Origin of the sequence: Planococcus wigleyi (assembly GCF_014836985.1) — a bacterium.
Taxonomy (GTDB): domain Bacteria; phylum Bacillota; class Bacilli; order Bacillales_A; family Planococcaceae; genus Planococcus; species Planococcus notacanthi.
The window spans coordinates 259,879-274,227 of the sequence record NZ_JACSPU010000001.1; the positions used below are offsets into that span (position 1 = coordinate 259,879).

The following is a 14,349-nucleotide window of genomic DNA, read 5'->3' on the forward strand; positions in this document are numbered from 1 at the left end:
AGAACTCAGTTTATAAGCAATGATTGCATACTAAAATGCCGCATTCAAAACCCTTACAGGTCGTAAAATGCGGTTTTACTATATTTAAGAAGATATGAAGATCGAATCTTTGATGAAAAAAATCAATATTTTAATTACTTTGTTAATCCTTGCTGGATTCGCGGCAATCGTTATTTGGATCAATACGAGAGATTCAGTTGTTCCAGCTGTCCAAGCAAAACTGAAGAGGTGGCAGAAGTAGAAAGCTTATTCCCGATTTCGGAATGAGCTTTTTTCATTTAAGAGGAATAAGTTTAGTGGAAGACTGTTCATTTGGAGCAAGCAAGCCTTGCGTCTTTTTCATATGAGAAAAGAATCAGAACGCGCAGATCACGTTTATTCTTCCCGCTCAAGGGAAAAAGATAACATCTCATAAAAGTTTATGGAAAATATTACATATAAAAATGGAGGGAGTTTATGCTGGAGATTCATCCTCTTCTATTAATAGTGATTATTTTCAGTATCAGCCTCAGCTTTGTTACGCTATCGACGATCCGAATGATCTTGACCTTGAAAGGCTATCAGTATTCAGCCGCAGCGCTATCGATTTTGGAAGTGATCATCAACATCCTTGGCCTCGGGCTGGTATTGGATAATGTAGCGAACGTGCAGAATTTATTGGCGTATGCGCTTGGGTTTGCAGCGGGGATTGTTGTGGGTTCCAAGATTGAAGACAAACTGAGTCTCGGCTATGTGACGGCCAATGTCATTTCCCAGGACAACAGCGGCAGACTTGCTTTGCAATTGCGGAAAAAAGGCTATGGGGTGACGGACTGGCAGGCAAATGGTTTTGAAGGAAAACGCAGTTCGATGCAGATTCTCATGCCGAAAAAGCAGGAAGTGAATCTGTACCGGACGGTGAAAGAGCTGGATCCACAGGCATTCATTGTGGCGTATGACGCCAAAACGATTTACGGCGGGTTCTGGATACGTGCCCTCAAAAAACGGCATATTGCCAAGTGAATAGTGTGGGTGCCAGGCACCCACACAATTGGAAAAACGCTCATCCCAACTTGAACTTGGAATGAGCGTTTTGTTATGAACTTTTGATTTGATCTTGTTTTACATCTCTACGCATCGTATGCTTAACGCCCCATTCATGCATCGCTTGCAGGACGGGCTCCAGGCTCCGGCCGTACTCTGTTATGGAATACTCGACTTTTGGCGGGACTTGCGCGTAGACTTTGCGTTGGATGATGCCTTCGTCTTCCAACTCGCGCAATTGTTTCGTCAGCATTTTTTGGGTGATGCCGGGCATCATCCGCTTCAGTTCGTTGAAACGTTTGGTGCCTTCTTGAAGCAGGTATAAGAGAATCATGTGCTTCCATTTGCCGACGAGGACGCCTAACGCATCATCGACCGGGCAATTTTCGGGGATCCTGTCCACTTCTATTTCCTCCTCGGTATCTTTTTGTATACTATACCACTTTAGAGTGCGTACTTATAAAGATGGGGATTGGCGTTTATACTGGAAGCAGTGAGGCTACAAAAGTTGGGCATTGCCCACTGCATGTTACGATGAACTTATTCGAAAGGTGGAACTATCAATGGAAAAATATCGCATCAATCCAGATGACGGCATCGAGTTTGGCATCTATACACTGGGAGATCATCTCCCGAATCCGGCGACGGGGGAACGGATTTCTGCGCAACAGCGCATTCATGACATTATCGACTATGCGGTGCTTGCCGAACAGGCAGGCGTTGACTTCTTTAGTGTGGGCGAAAGCCATCAGGAATTTTTCGCGACACAAGCGCATGCGGTGGTGCTTTCGGCTATCGCGCAGGCGACGAAGAAAATCAAAATCGCCAGCTCTTCAACGATCATCAGCACGTCCGATCCGGTCCGGGTCTACGAGAACTTTGCGACGCTTGATTTGATTTCCAACGGCCGTGCGGAACTTGTGGCAGGGCGCGCTTCCCGTGTCGGGCTTTTTGAGCTGCTTGGCTACAATCTTCACAACTACGAAGAATTGTTTGAAGAAAAATTCGAATTGCTTCGCCTGATCAATGAAAACGAAACCGTCAATTGGAGCGGGGAGTTCCGTGCACCGCTGCGTGATGCACAAGTGCTTCCGCGTCCGGTCAACGGTTCGTTGCCGATTTGGCGTGCAGTGGGCGGAACGCCGGCCAGTGCGATGAAAGCGGGCTATGCAGGTGTGCCGATGTTCATGGCGCATCTCGGCGGTTCGACTTCCCAATTTAAACGGACGGTGGACAGCTACCGTGAAGCAGCGCGGGCAGGCGGGCATGACCCTGCACAATTGCCGATCGCGACAGCCGGATTTTTCTATGCGGCGGAATCTTCCCAGCAGGCGCTGAAAGAGCTGTACCCGCACATCAATGAAGGCATGAAACGCACCAACGGCGGTGGGTTCCCGAAACAGCTTTTCGCACAAGGCGTCGATCCGCACAACATCATGAATATCGGCAGCCCCCAGCAGATTATCGAAAAAATCCTTCATCAGCATGAAATGTTCGGCCATCAGCGCTATATCGCCCAAATCGATTTTGGCGGCATGCCGATGGACAACATCAAGAAGAACCTGGAACTGATCGGTACGGAAATCCTGCCGGCCATCAAGAAATACACCGCTAAAAACAAGGAGGGGCAGGCATGAAGATTGTTGGCTTATCCGGTTCCCAAATTGGCTCGAAAACAAGAATCGCCATGGACGCCACCCTTAAAGTGATGGCGGAAAAATACCCGGAAGTGGAAACGGAATTGATTGACCTCGCAGACTACAAAATGGAATTCAGCGATGGCCGGAACTATTTGGATTACAGTGGCGACACCGGCTATGTGACAAAGACCCTGATGGAAGCGGACGCCATCATCATCGGCACGCCGATTTTCCAGGCTTCGATTCCGGCAGCGTTGAAAAATATTTTTGACTTGCTTCCGGTCAATGCGTTCCGCGACAAAGTCGTCAGCATGCTGGTAACAGCAGGATCCGCCAAGCATTATTTGGTGGCGGACACCCAGTTGAAGCCGATTCTTGCGTACATGAAAGCGCAGATGGTGCAAACTTTTGTTTTCATTGAAGAAGTGGATTTTCACCAGAAACAAATCATCAACCACGATGTGCTCATGCGCTTGGAGCGTTTGGCGGAAGATACGGTGGTCTTGACGGAAACGTTCACGAAGATCCGTGAGGAAAAAGAAGCGGAGTATGATTTTTAATTGGATGGGATCACGAGAAAAGACGCCGGAAATTCGGCGTCTTTTTTTGATCTCTTCAGTACATGAGCTTCAAACGTTCAGAAATGTCCCTGATGGAATTCGTGGCTATGGTGACCTCGTTGTTTTCTCGCCAGTTTCACCAGAAACGCAGCAGCTGAAATGCCGATGGCTGGACCGTAGATGCCTCCCCAACGGAGAGGGATTTCTTTTGAACCGAAAGAAAGCGGCTGTTTCTTGCCATACGTGTAGGCGGTCAATTGATCCACCGTCGGCATCGCGGTATGGCCCGGCCGGACCATGGCATAAAACTCGTCGGTTAAATGCTCGACTTCATCCGCTACATTCATCAAATGGCCCATGACGTTTTCAAAGGTCGGACTCTTGGCGATTTTGCTGACCATTAAGACAAAGACCGGCTCGGGAATCCGCTCGATTGCCCGGATCCCAGGAGGCGTGATGGTGACTCCGGCATTTTGAGTGGCCTGGAGTGCTTCATGCAATGCGCGTTTCAACAGCACATGGGCATCCCGTGTAGCGGCGAAATGTTCTTGGTCTGTATTGCACGCGTAAACGGCTGGGGCCAGCGTCGGAATCAACAGAGCGACATGCGTCTTTAGCCAATCGTCCATGTCTGTCCGAATCTCCGCACGGAAGCCGCGCATCGAGCTCAGCACTTCTGCCACTTCACGTGTTCTGGCTGTCACGCTGCCGTCCACTTCGCCGATTGGCAAGGCCATCGGTTTCTTTTCTTCAACGGGCATCATGTGCATGACATGCCCTTTCTTGAAGCCGCCGGGATGCGGAAAACCGGCCATGACCCGTTCTTTGCCGAGTGCGTCAATGAATTCCTGCTGCCCCGCTGCATTGTTCATCATCAACAGAAACGTGGGGATGGTTTTATTGGCAGCCAAGGCAGGGAGAATCTCGGACACGCGATTTTTGCGCATCGGCACGATAACCAAATCATAATGGTCTTTTTCGTTCAAGTGGTCCACGACTGGCAGGTGTGTGACCGTCTGTTCGCCAGTTTCCGTGTTTTCGGTGACAATTCCGTACGTTTTCAATTCTTGCTGTCGCTCCTCGTGATCAAGCAGGGCAACCGAATGCCCTGCCTGTGCCAGGCGTTCAGCGAACAAGCTGCCGAAGGGCCCGACACCGTAGATCAGGATGTTCTTCTTCATGGGGATCCCTCCTTTAACATGTTGGAAAGCGGCCATGGCTTGAGTGGTGGACCTCCTTTTCTTTAGAAAATGTGTTCTTCGCTTCAAGCTCAACGTATGAAGAGATATGTAAAGTTGGTCAGTTGCAGGCATTGATGTGATTCAGTATTCTACATGCGTGCTATTTATTTGATTTATTATATCATTTTCCAGGCCTGGAGTATTTCATGAAATCTCAGACTCGCCGCGAGGGTTGGCTCGCTTTTGATTCGATATGATTATGATATCAATCAATTTATAATTGAATATTCAGTTAAATTAAACTATGATGGTTGTAGTACTTTAAAACTAAGGAATTTACATAGTGGTTTAAAAGTTAAAGAGTTGAGAAGATCCCGTATGAGGATGCAGGACAATGAAAGGCTCTTCTTCTTGATCATTCAGAAGAAAGAAGCAGAAGGGGAAATGGAGGGATGAAAAGATTAGCGCTTCCGGCTTTATTGCTTGGCATTATTGCCATTGGATTTTTAATTTTTTGGTTGGTTGGCCGATATCTATAGAGAATCCGTCATAATGAAGGAACAAGTAGATAAAAGGGGTTTCCGAGAAGTTTTTTGATTCGGCAACCCCTTTTTTGTTTTGGATAGACGAATTGCGGTAGCGAATGGAGTTGTTCGTGTAGCGATCGGGGATGTGCAGGTAGAGATAGAAGTTGTACAGGTAGGAACGGTTAAAACTCTTGTAGAAAAAGCGAACACCCGGTTTGAAACGAAAAGGCGTGATAAAAGAGAAGTGGGAAGCGATATCGCGGTTGCTAATGAAAGCGAAAAAATGGTAACTTATAATTCGTTTTTGATGAATGATAAAATATTTATTTTGAGACTATAGTCACTCTGCGAGTTTGCTGTTAAACTGAATTAGCTAACAATATTTGGATGTTGTTGCTTTAATGCTGTAAAAGTTATCAAAGGAAAAACTCGAAGGCGATAATTGAAAAAGGGGGATTTATTATGAAAAAGATTGGTTTTGCTATTATGTCTTTAATGCTAGTAATGAGTTTCACAATCAGCGCAGCACCGATGCCGGCAGATGCTGCAGGCGTGAAGGCAAAGACGTATGCCAACTGTAAAGAAATCAATAAAAAATACAAAGGCGGCATTGCCAGTTCTTCCAAAGTGAAGAACAAAGGCGGCGCAACGAAATACAAGCCGTTTGTATCCAAAGCTCTGTACGAAGCGAATAAGAAGAGCGATCGGGATAAAGATTTGATTGCTTGCGAGCGATAAAAAAGTGCCAGGCTCTTCTATGAGCGAGGAGCACCAATTATAGAAAAAAATGCCATCTTCGATGAAATCAGCAGATTTCGAAGATGGCATTTTTGCGTTTAAAGAGAAGGATGAGGGCAGTTATAATCTGTCCTTGTAGGCAGAACTCTCAACAAAAAACATCCCAAAAAAGTTTTTGGGATGTTTTTTCTATTTATTTCTTCTCCAAACCAATCGCAAACCCTAAGTAGCTCAAGGCATTGCGTGCTTTGAACAAATTGCTCATGGCCATGCGTTCGAGTTCGATCTGCGTCATCTGGTGCTTGCGGAGTTCGCCATCTTGGGCGATTTCTTCCTGCTTGGTGATGACTTGGACAAAGCTGCGTTCCATCTGGTCGCGGAGCTGCAGCGTCCGGATGGTGGCGACGTTCTGGACCTGGGACAGCTCGTAGCCGAAGATGTCCTTCGACAGCCAGAATAAGGCTTTCAGCGCACCGTTTTTGGTGTCGCGGATAAACGGCTTGAGCGAGTTTTTCATGTTTTCTTCCTCGAACCAGATGCGCTGCATGCCGGCGCGCGGGTCTTTCATGTCGAGCTTGTAATAATGGGCCACGAATTGAGCGGTTTTTGTGAACAGTGAGAACGACTGGCGGTAGACGGTCTTCAACTGTTCGTTGCGTTCTGCGCTTGGTTTCTTTTCCTGTGCTTCGTATAAGTTCCAGCGCAACGCTGTGAATTCCGAAACCATGGCGTCCATGAAGGTTTCGAGGAAGACGCCGCGTTCCTGGTCATTGGCTTCTTTGTGGCGGTAATTCAGCGTATCGATTTTCATGGTGCCTTTGGGATCGATTTCATTGCCATCATTCAGAAGCAAACGGTGCTTGGCACACCAGTCACGGTACTCGCGTTCGTGGCCTTCGAAAAAGTTTGGCTTGTAGCTGCCGGTCATATCGATTGGCCCGATTTCCTCAAGCATCTTGACGGCGAGCTTCAGGCGGTCTGCATATAAGGCGCGGCCGTTGGTGTTGCTGATTTTCTCAGCGCCTTTGTCGAGCAAGTCGCGTGACAGGTGAAGCGCTTCGGCTTTCTGGTCTTTGTCGCGCAGGAACGTCGAATAAAACAATAGCCCCCAGCCGCGCTCAGCGTCTTTGCGCTCGTAGGATGGATCTTTCTCGGCTTCGATCATATCTTCCAAGACATCCAGCCCATCAAGTGAACGGCCTACATAAATCAACGCTTCTGCGTAGTTCAGGCAGATTTGATTCCAGATGGTGGTCGGCACTTTGGCGCGGAACTGAGCGTGCAAGCTTTCAAAGAGAAACAGCTGGCGCTGCTTCATTGGACTGTTCCAGTCTTTTTGAAGCTGGTGCTGGATTCCGAGTTGGCTGGTTTCCAATAGAATCGCCAGTGGATAGGAAGTTTGGCCATCCAGGCGTTTTTTCAAATGGCTGATGATGTCGTTGAGCTTTGCCGGCTGTGTGCGGGTTTTCTGGAATTCCTGGAGCAACAGCTGTGCAGCTTGGTAGACTTCTTTTAAATCAAATTGCCCGTAATCGTCTGATTGGGCAATGTCCTGTAATGTTGACATGGGAACCCTCCTTGAATAGGTGCTTCTTCTATTATTGTAACGAAGTGTGGGGCAGGGGTCACCCTTTGTTGTCGGAATTTTATGGTTTTCAGTTTTGGGAGTGGAGAATCAGATTTTAAAGGGAATTGACTGGTTTTAATAATATCTGAATTTTTAGTAATTTATAGAGGTATTCGTAAGATTTTGCTGTTAAACTAAGGTCAAGAAGCAAGCAATTAAACGGAGGAGTGACGAGCGTGAAAAAGCTGATGGGTGTGCTGGTCGTTGTGCTGTCGCTGTTTTTAGCCTTGCCTGTTGCCGCTGCTGCACCGGATTTGCCGCAGAATCACCAGTTTTATGAGGAAATGACTTATTTGATGGAGAAAGGAGTGATTACGGGGTATACGGATGGCACGGTCCGTCCGGATCAACAAGTGACTCGTGCCGAAGCGACGGTCATGATCGGCCGACTGCAAGGGCTCGATGGGACGAAACGGGCGACGCCGTTCCGTGACGTGGCGGCTGGCCATTACGCCAGCGGCTATGTCGCCGGAGCGGCAGAAGCGGGCTATATCCTTGGATACGGGGACGGGACTTTTCTTCCCAATGCGCCGATCATCCGCGGGGATATGGCGCTGATTTTGGAGCGTGTCTTTGACCTTGCGTTTACGCTCAATCAGTCGTTTACGGATGTGCCGCAAAACGCTTATTACACAGGGGCTATCAGCAAGATCCTGGCGGCGAACATCACCATCGGTTATCCCGACAATACGTTTCGGCCGAAACAGGCTGTCACGCGCGGCCAGTTCTCTGCATTTCTCGCGCGCGCCTTGGAGCCGGAATTTAAAAACGATGCGACGATCGCCCGTTCCTACCAGAAAGACAAAACCAAAACTTACACGTATCACATGTCCGACGGAACAACAGCGGTCCACCGCTTTGTCGATGTGCCGGATCGCGGCGGGATGGCCTACGGATTCATGTGGACAGTCGAAGTGGATGGCGACACCTACGAATACATGGAGTTTGAAAGCCATCAGCTCTTCGCATTCGGCTATCCGTATTCCGAGTACGAGGTCGCACTCGTCTATCCGGTCCGAGTCGGCAAAACATTCAATGTGGGGTTAGGCGATGAAGTGATCATCCATACCATCACCGGTGTCAACAAAACCGTCGAGACGCCATACAGTACATTCACCAACGCAACTGAAGTGACGACGCAGGATGGTCTGCGGTATTACATGGCGGAGGGCTTTTCAACGATTAAATCGATCAACGCGCAAGGGCGTGTGGAAAGTGAATTGGTGAGTGTGGAATAGGACGGAATAGTGAGGAATTGTGTGCGTGCCTGGCACGCACACAATTCAATTTGCGGAGTTACGCACGTTCAAAGCAAAATACGCACGCTCAATATAAAATGCGTTTACTCAAAAAAACTTATGCACGTAAAAAAAGAAATACGCACGTTTGAGTTTCAAAATTAGCAGCTAGTTAACTATTCGCCCTCAGGTTTAGGTGCCTGGCACGCACACAATTACCAGCCGCTCTGCGTATGCAGAGTAGGCTTTTTTTATGAATTCAATCTCTCAGTTCATATGAATTGCATATTTTGTAAAGGCGTATTATATTGTATGAGACATCAATCATTGACCCATCAATTATATGGGTTTGACAATCAGTAGATAAAAAGGAGTTTCGACAGTATGCAAAAATTAAAAGTAACAAATGATTTCGATCAGATCGTCAACGGCCGCCGTTCGATCAAACTATATGACCCGACGGTGAAAATTAGCCGTGAAGAAATGAGCGAAATCATCGCTCAGGCGTCCAGAGCACCGTCTTCGATCAACTTGCAGCCATGGCGCTTTCTCGTTATCGACAGTGAAGAAGGAAAAGAAAAGTTGCTGCCTTTGGCTTCATTCAACAGCAATCAGGTCAAGACTTCTTCAGCGGTCATCGCCATTTTTGGAGATCTCAATAATTTTGATTATGCCGAAGAGATTTTCGGCAAGGCAGTGGAACTGGGCTATATGCCTGCAGAAGTGAAGGAAATGCAATTGAACTATTTCACACCTCTGTTTGAAGGGATCAGCAAGGAACAAATGAAGGACACCGTTATGCTGGATTCGGGTCTTGTGGCCATGCAATTGATGCTGGTCGCCCGTTCGTACGGATACGATACAAATCCAATCGGCGGATACGACAAAGAACAGATTGCTGAAGTATTCGGCATGGACAAAGAGCGCTATGTTCCGGTTATGCTCATTTCCATCGGCAAAGGGGTAAATGAAGGCTATCCTTCTTATCGCCTGCCGGTAGAGGCGATTACAACCTGGAGCTAAACCAGCGTTTATTTCAGGTGAATATGGTCCGTTGGTGTATACTCTTTAGTGACAGGTCAATGAATAGTGAACCGCGCTATCAACTGGCCTCAACGATCAGGTAGGAGGTCCCGTTATGACGTGTTCATTTTCAAAACAGGAACAAGTCCTGCAGCAGTTTAAAGGGCTCACCAACCAAGTCAGCCCCAAATTTGAACGGTGTACAGGCATCAGCGCATCACGCTATGAACTGCTGTCGCAGCTTTATCAAACAGATGAAATCAACCAATCGACCTTGCAGAAAGCCGTCAATATCGACGGCGCAGCCATTACGCGCCATTTGAAACAGCTGGAAGCCGGCGGAATGGTGGCAAGACGAAGAAATCCTGCAGATAATCGGGTGATTTTCGTCAGCTTGACGGAAGAAGGGCGCAAACAGATTGTCGAATACCGTAAAGAAAATATGGGATTTGTGAAGCAAATGCTCCATGATTTCACATCGGAGGAAGTAGACGTCTTGTCTGATATGCTGGACCGCATGCAACACAACATCGTTGATTACTGATACAAAAACAGTAAAGGATAGGTGAGACTCAATGATCATCATTCACGCCAACATGCAAGTAAAATTGGATCAAGAGCAGGAATTTCTTGAGGCAATCAAAGAACTTCTGCCAGCAACACGAGCGGAAGAAGGCAACATCAGCTACGAGTTGATGAAATCCATCGAGCAGGACGGCCATTACACAATGGTGGAAGTATGGAAAGACTTCGAAGCCACGACTGTCCACGGCAAAAGCGAACACTTCATGGCTTTCACTGACAAAGCAGCAGCGTTTATGGCTGCGCCAATGGAGTTGAAAGTGTTTAACGGAGAGACTGTCGAAATCTAAATTTATAAATTTGTAATGCCGCTCTGCATTTTGCAGGGCGGTTTTTTATGTATGAGTTGTTTGGGAGTTGTTTGCGTGCCTGGCACGCAAACAATTTACAAACAACTCAATAGTAAGCAAGCAGGTCGCTTTTGCACTGTCCATCGCCGTTTTTAGTATGATAAGCTAAAAAGAAAAACGGATGGTGAGTGGATGAAGGCGTATATTTTGAAAGTGGAAATGATCGGTTTGGAGCCGGCTGTATGGCGGCGTCTCATTATACCGGCGGGGGCGACGTTTCAACGGCTGCATGCGGCGATCCAGGGCATAACAAATTTTCAAAGCGAGTATTTGGACTGGCCGTTGCATTTACATGAATTCCGTTTGCCGGAAGAGAATTTGCTGGTCACCAATGAGCCGCAGGTTTATGAAGAGTTCAAAAAACAGAAGAAAGGTGCGGGCGGACCAACTGTCCGGAAACCACAATCGATTAAAATTGATGATTATTTGGAGAAGTATGGCCAACTTTCCTATACGTACGACTTCGGAGACAATTGGCAATTTGAGATCCGTCTGAAGAAGTGGTAGAGGATTATTATTTCGGTTATCCGACAGTATTAGACGGAGCGGGAGATGCGCCGCCTGAAGATGTAGGAGGGGCGACCGGATTCAAGTACTTGCTTTCAGTGCTCGCGGATGAGTCGCATCCCGATTTTAAGGAGATGTTATGGTGGAGCAAAGAGCAATATTTTGAACCATACAACCGGAGCCGCATCAATGAGTCTCTCACTAACCAAAAAATCAAGAAAACGGAATGGGAGAAGATTGACCACGTGAACTATGAAGTATTGACGGACAAATACCGTCCGATTGAAAAAGATACCGAATGGGACCGATTGCCCGCCGATTTTGATGCAGAGCAGTTCTGGAAGTATATCAAGGCCTGTACCCATCTGTATGGTGTGGTGCCGTTCGATAAAGTTCTGGAAATCTTCAACCGGCAGAACCCCAAAATGTACATAAAAAGTGGCCAAGCGTTTAGAGTCATGAGAGAAGCAGAGTGGCAAAAGCCGATGGGGCAATCACAAGTGAGACAAGATGGCTTGGATTTTATTCATCAACAGGTAATGGAATCCGGGACAAAAGCCTTTATTGAAAGCAACGGGTCTGGAAAAGACTGGTACGTCCCGGATAAAGAGAAATTGCTGAAGTATGCGGACGACCTATACATCGAACCGACTGCTGCTTACCAGGCGTTATATCGGAAGCTCGAGCCGCATTTTCATCCGCTCAAGTCAGTCAGCCTGAAAGAGGCCTTAAAGAAAGTATCTTTGATGATGCAGATTGAGACTGGTGCAACCCAAGCAATGCAAGAATTGATTAATTTCAGCGGCTTTGGTAGTGACCAAGATTTGAATGAGCTGGTCGGACTGTATTCGAATTTTGCTAATCATTCCCGTCATTGGGCCAATCGAGGCAACCGACCAGTCGAGCTAACTCACCGAGATAATTTGATGCCGCTGCCAGCTATGCCCTATGAAATAACAGAGGACAGTGTAAAAGTGGGCCGCAATGATCCGTGTCCATGTGGCAGCGGCAAGAAGTATAAGAAATGTTGCGGAGCTTGAGCAGGTTGACAAGACTTGTCCCCTGTAATTGAGTGCGTGCCAGGCACCCACTCAATTACAGACGTATCAATGTACGTTAACCCGGTGACGTTCCCAATCGCCATCGCGGTGTCATCGAGTACGGCATTTGCAACCCTAATCGCATCGTCAACTAACGCACTCTTCATGACCGCAGGGGGCTATAAGTTCAGCGACTTCGCCAAAGCGGGGATTCCGTTGTTGTTTCCGGTGTAGGCGGCAGGGCACGTGATTTGTCAAATAAGTAGTATATGCTGATGTGTTGAGAAGTTCGTCAATCCTTTAAAGAATAATTGTATGAAGAAAAGCCCTACCTTGGAAACCATAGGGTTTCCAAGGTAGGGCTTTTCGTATTAAGGAAATTTGCAACTTTAACTAGCATTTCTGTTTAAAAGAACCCTTGCTTGTCTTCGCTGTAGCTGACCAGCATGTTTTTCGTCTGCTGGTAGTGGTTCAGCATCATCAAGTGGTTTTCACGGCCGAATCCGGACATCTTGTAACCGCCGAATGCGGCATGGGCCGGATATTGGTGGTAACAGTTCGTCCATACGCGCCCTGCCTGGATGCCGCGCCCGAAACGGTAAGCCGTGTTGGTGTCGCGCGTCCAAATCCCTGCACCCAGTCCATATAAAGTGTCATTGGCAATTTCAAGCGCTTCTTCTTTCGTTTTGAAAGTCGTTACTGATACGACAGGCCCAAAAATCTCTTCCTGGAAAATCCGCATTTTGTTGTGGCCTTCGAAAACGGTCGGTTGAATATAGAAGCCTTCAGACAGCTCGCCGTCCAAGTGATTGCGGTCGCCGCCAGCCAGAACCTTAGCGCCTTCCTGCTTGCCGATATCCAAATAGGATTGGATCTTCTCCATCTGTTCAGTGGAAGCCTGTGCTCCCATCATCGTTTCCGGATCCAGCGGGTTGCCGGTCTTAATTGCTTCCACGCGCTTGATGGCACGTTCCATGAATTCATCATAAATATCTTCCTGAATCAGCACGCGGGATGGGCATGTACAGACTTCCCCCTGGTTAAGAGCGAACATGACAAATCCTTCAATCGCTTTATCAAGGAAAGCATCGTCCTGGTCCATAATGTCTTTAAAGAAGATGTTCGGTGATTTGCCGCCCAATTCCAGCGTCACCGGAATCAAGTTCTGTGAAGCGTACTGCATAATCATACGCCCTGTCGTCGTTTCACCTGTAAATGCCACTTTGCTGATTCGTGGACTGGATGCAAGCGGCTTGCCTGTTTCAAGACCAAAACCGTTGACGATGTTCAGCACGCCCGGAGGCAGGATGTCGCCGATCAGTTCAGCCAATACCAGGATGCTTGCGGGCGTCTGTTCAGCGGGTTTCAATACCACACAGTTGCCGGCAGCCAGAGCTGGTGCCAACTTCCAGACAGCCATTAAGATCGGGAAGTTCCACGGGATAATCTGTCCGACAACACCAAGCGGCTCATGGAAATGATACGCGACTGTATCGTTATCGATTTGGCTTAACGAACCTTCCTGCGCACGGATCGCTCCGGCAAAATAACGGAAATGGTCAATGGCCAACGGGATGTCGGCATTCAATGTTTCGCGTACCGCTTTGCCGTTATCCCATGTTTCCGCAACGGCCAGCATTTCCAGGTTCTGCTCCATCCGGTCCGCAATCTTCAATAAGGCATTGGCGCGTTCAGTGACCGACGTTTTCCCCCAGGCATCTTTTGCCGCGTGCGCTGCATCCAACGCCAGTTCCACGTCTTCAGCGGTCGAACGGGCGATTTCTGTAAACTTCTTGCCGGTGACCGGTGAAACGTTCTCAAAATATTGTCCTTTTACCGGCGCTTTCCACTCACCATTTATAAAGTTTTCGTACTTCTCTTTAAACGTCATATTTGAACCTTCTGTGTTTGGCATTGCGTAGACCATTGTAATTCCTCCCTTTGAATTGGAATACCGTACTAGACATTTTCCTTATAAGAAAAGATAAATAGAACGGTTCGTTTTTATAATGTCAAAAAAATCAGAATTATTCAATGCAGTTTAGTGAGGACATCAAAATAATGCTAATGAGAGTAGTTAAAATCCAGAGACTTTAAAAAGACGGAAAATTATAATAAGTTAACTGCTAGAAAAGGAGGTTCGTTTCATTAACCTTGAAGTGAGAGTATATTTTGTCAGTGACGTACAAAAAGTGGATTCCAAGCGGCATTATTCCTTTTGGAAATTAGAATGGTAATGGCGTGTGAGGGGATGCTTTCGGTTCTCTAACAGGATTTGCTATGAAACCAGCCAGAGAGTTTAGTCCTGAATTA

Annotated in this window: 15 protein-coding genes; 11 read left to right on the top strand and 4 right to left on the bottom strand. The window is 47.3% G+C overall.

The window, feature by feature from the left end; all coding sequences use genetic code 11:
• Positions 1-456 precede the first annotated feature (456 nt).
• On the top strand, positions 457-1,002 hold the full coding sequence (locus H9630_RS01075) for a DUF2179 domain-containing protein (protein WP_191713645.1): 546 nt from the start codon (positions 457-459) through the stop codon (positions 1,000-1,002).
• A gap of 73 nt (positions 1,003-1,075) precedes the next feature.
• Here the strand turns inward: H9630_RS01075 and H9630_RS01080 are convergent, their stop codons facing one another.
• Positions 1,076-1,426, bottom strand: coding sequence for a winged helix-turn-helix transcriptional regulator (locus H9630_RS01080; RefSeq protein WP_191713646.1), 351 nt, complete (start codon positions 1,424-1,426; stop codon positions 1,076-1,078).
• 160 nt (positions 1,427-1,586) lie between these two features.
• On the opposite strand from H9630_RS01080, the gene H9630_RS01085 reads away from it, so the two are divergent.
• Positions 1,587-2,660, top strand: coding sequence for an LLM class flavin-dependent oxidoreductase (locus H9630_RS01085; protein ID WP_191713647.1), 1,074 nt, complete (start codon positions 1,587-1,589; stop codon positions 2,658-2,660).
• The gene (locus H9630_RS01090; RefSeq protein ID WP_191713648.1) at positions 2,657-3,223 is read left to right on the top strand and encodes an NADPH-dependent FMN reductase; all 567 of its coding nucleotides are present in this window, start codon (positions 2,657-2,659) and stop codon (positions 3,221-3,223) included. Before H9630_RS01085 ends, H9630_RS01090 begins: the two co-directional genes overlap by 4 nt.
• Before the next feature lie 77 nt (positions 3,224-3,300).
• Here H9630_RS01090 and H9630_RS01095 read toward each other — a convergent pair whose 3' ends face one another.
• A complete protein-coding gene (locus H9630_RS01095; protein WP_191713649.1) occupies positions 3,301-4,404 on the bottom strand; it encodes a ketopantoate reductase family protein in 1,104 nt (367 codons plus the stop codon).
• Between the two features lie 989 nt (positions 4,405-5,393).
• Here H9630_RS01095 and H9630_RS01100 point away from each other — a divergent pair.
• Positions 5,394-5,669: an excalibur calcium-binding domain-containing protein gene (locus tag H9630_RS01100; protein ID WP_191713650.1), complete on the top strand. Its 276-nt coding sequence runs from the start codon at positions 5,394-5,396 to the stop codon at positions 5,667-5,669.
• A 193-nt stretch (positions 5,670-5,862) separates the two neighbouring features.
• On the opposite strand, the gene H9630_RS01105 is transcribed toward H9630_RS01100, so the two are convergent.
• Positions 5,863-7,236, bottom strand: coding sequence for an LA2681 family HEPN domain-containing protein (locus tag H9630_RS01105; RefSeq protein ID WP_191713651.1), 1,374 nt, complete (start codon positions 7,234-7,236; stop codon positions 5,863-5,865).
• Positions 7,237-7,472: 236 nt separating this feature from the next.
• Between H9630_RS01105 and H9630_RS01110 the strand changes: the two genes are divergently transcribed.
• From H9630_RS01110 to H9630_RS01135, 7 genes are all read left to right on the top strand, one after another.
• Positions 7,473-8,534 carry an S-layer homology domain-containing protein gene (locus tag H9630_RS01110; RefSeq protein ID WP_191713652.1) on the top strand — a complete coding sequence of 354 codons (1,062 nt, stop codon included), beginning with the start codon at positions 7,473-7,475 and terminating at the stop codon, positions 8,532-8,534.
• Positions 8,535-8,918: 384 nt separating this feature from the next.
• Entirely contained in the window at positions 8,919-9,557 is a 639-nt protein-coding gene (locus H9630_RS01115) for a nitroreductase family protein (protein WP_191713653.1), read from the top strand.
• Between the two features lie 115 nt (positions 9,558-9,672).
• The gene (locus H9630_RS01120) at positions 9,673-10,101 is read left to right on the top strand and encodes a MarR family winged helix-turn-helix transcriptional regulator (protein ID WP_191713654.1); all 429 of its coding nucleotides are present in this window, start codon (positions 9,673-9,675) and stop codon (positions 10,099-10,101) included.
• A 31-nt stretch (positions 10,102-10,132) separates the two neighbouring features.
• Positions 10,133-10,429: a putative quinol monooxygenase gene (locus tag H9630_RS01125; protein ID WP_191713655.1), complete on the top strand. Its 297-nt coding sequence runs from the start codon at positions 10,133-10,135 to the stop codon at positions 10,427-10,429.
• A 192-nt stretch (positions 10,430-10,621) separates the two neighbouring features.
• Complete coding sequence (locus H9630_RS18775; protein ID WP_404825514.1) at positions 10,622-10,996, top strand: plasmid pRiA4b ORF-3 family protein; 375 nt, start codon at positions 10,622-10,624, stop codon at positions 10,994-10,996.
• Positions 10,990-12,036 (top strand): IS1096 element passenger TnpR family protein, encoded by a 1,047-nt coding sequence (locus H9630_RS18935; RefSeq protein WP_404825515.1) that lies wholly within the window; start codon positions 10,990-10,992, stop codon positions 12,034-12,036. Before H9630_RS18775 ends, H9630_RS18935 begins: the two co-directional genes overlap by 7 nt.
• 36 nt (positions 12,037-12,072) lie before the next feature.
• Complete coding sequence (locus H9630_RS01135) at positions 12,073-12,270, top strand: hypothetical protein (RefSeq protein ID WP_191713656.1); 198 nt, start codon at positions 12,073-12,075, stop codon at positions 12,268-12,270.
• Between the two features lie 172 nt (positions 12,271-12,442).
• Here H9630_RS01135 and adh read toward each other — a convergent pair whose 3' ends face one another.
• Positions 12,443-13,963 (bottom strand): aldehyde dehydrogenase, encoded by a 1,521-nt coding sequence (gene adh, locus H9630_RS01140; protein WP_191713657.1) that lies wholly within the window; start codon positions 13,961-13,963, stop codon positions 12,443-12,445.
• Positions 13,964-14,349: the final 386 nt, after the last annotated feature.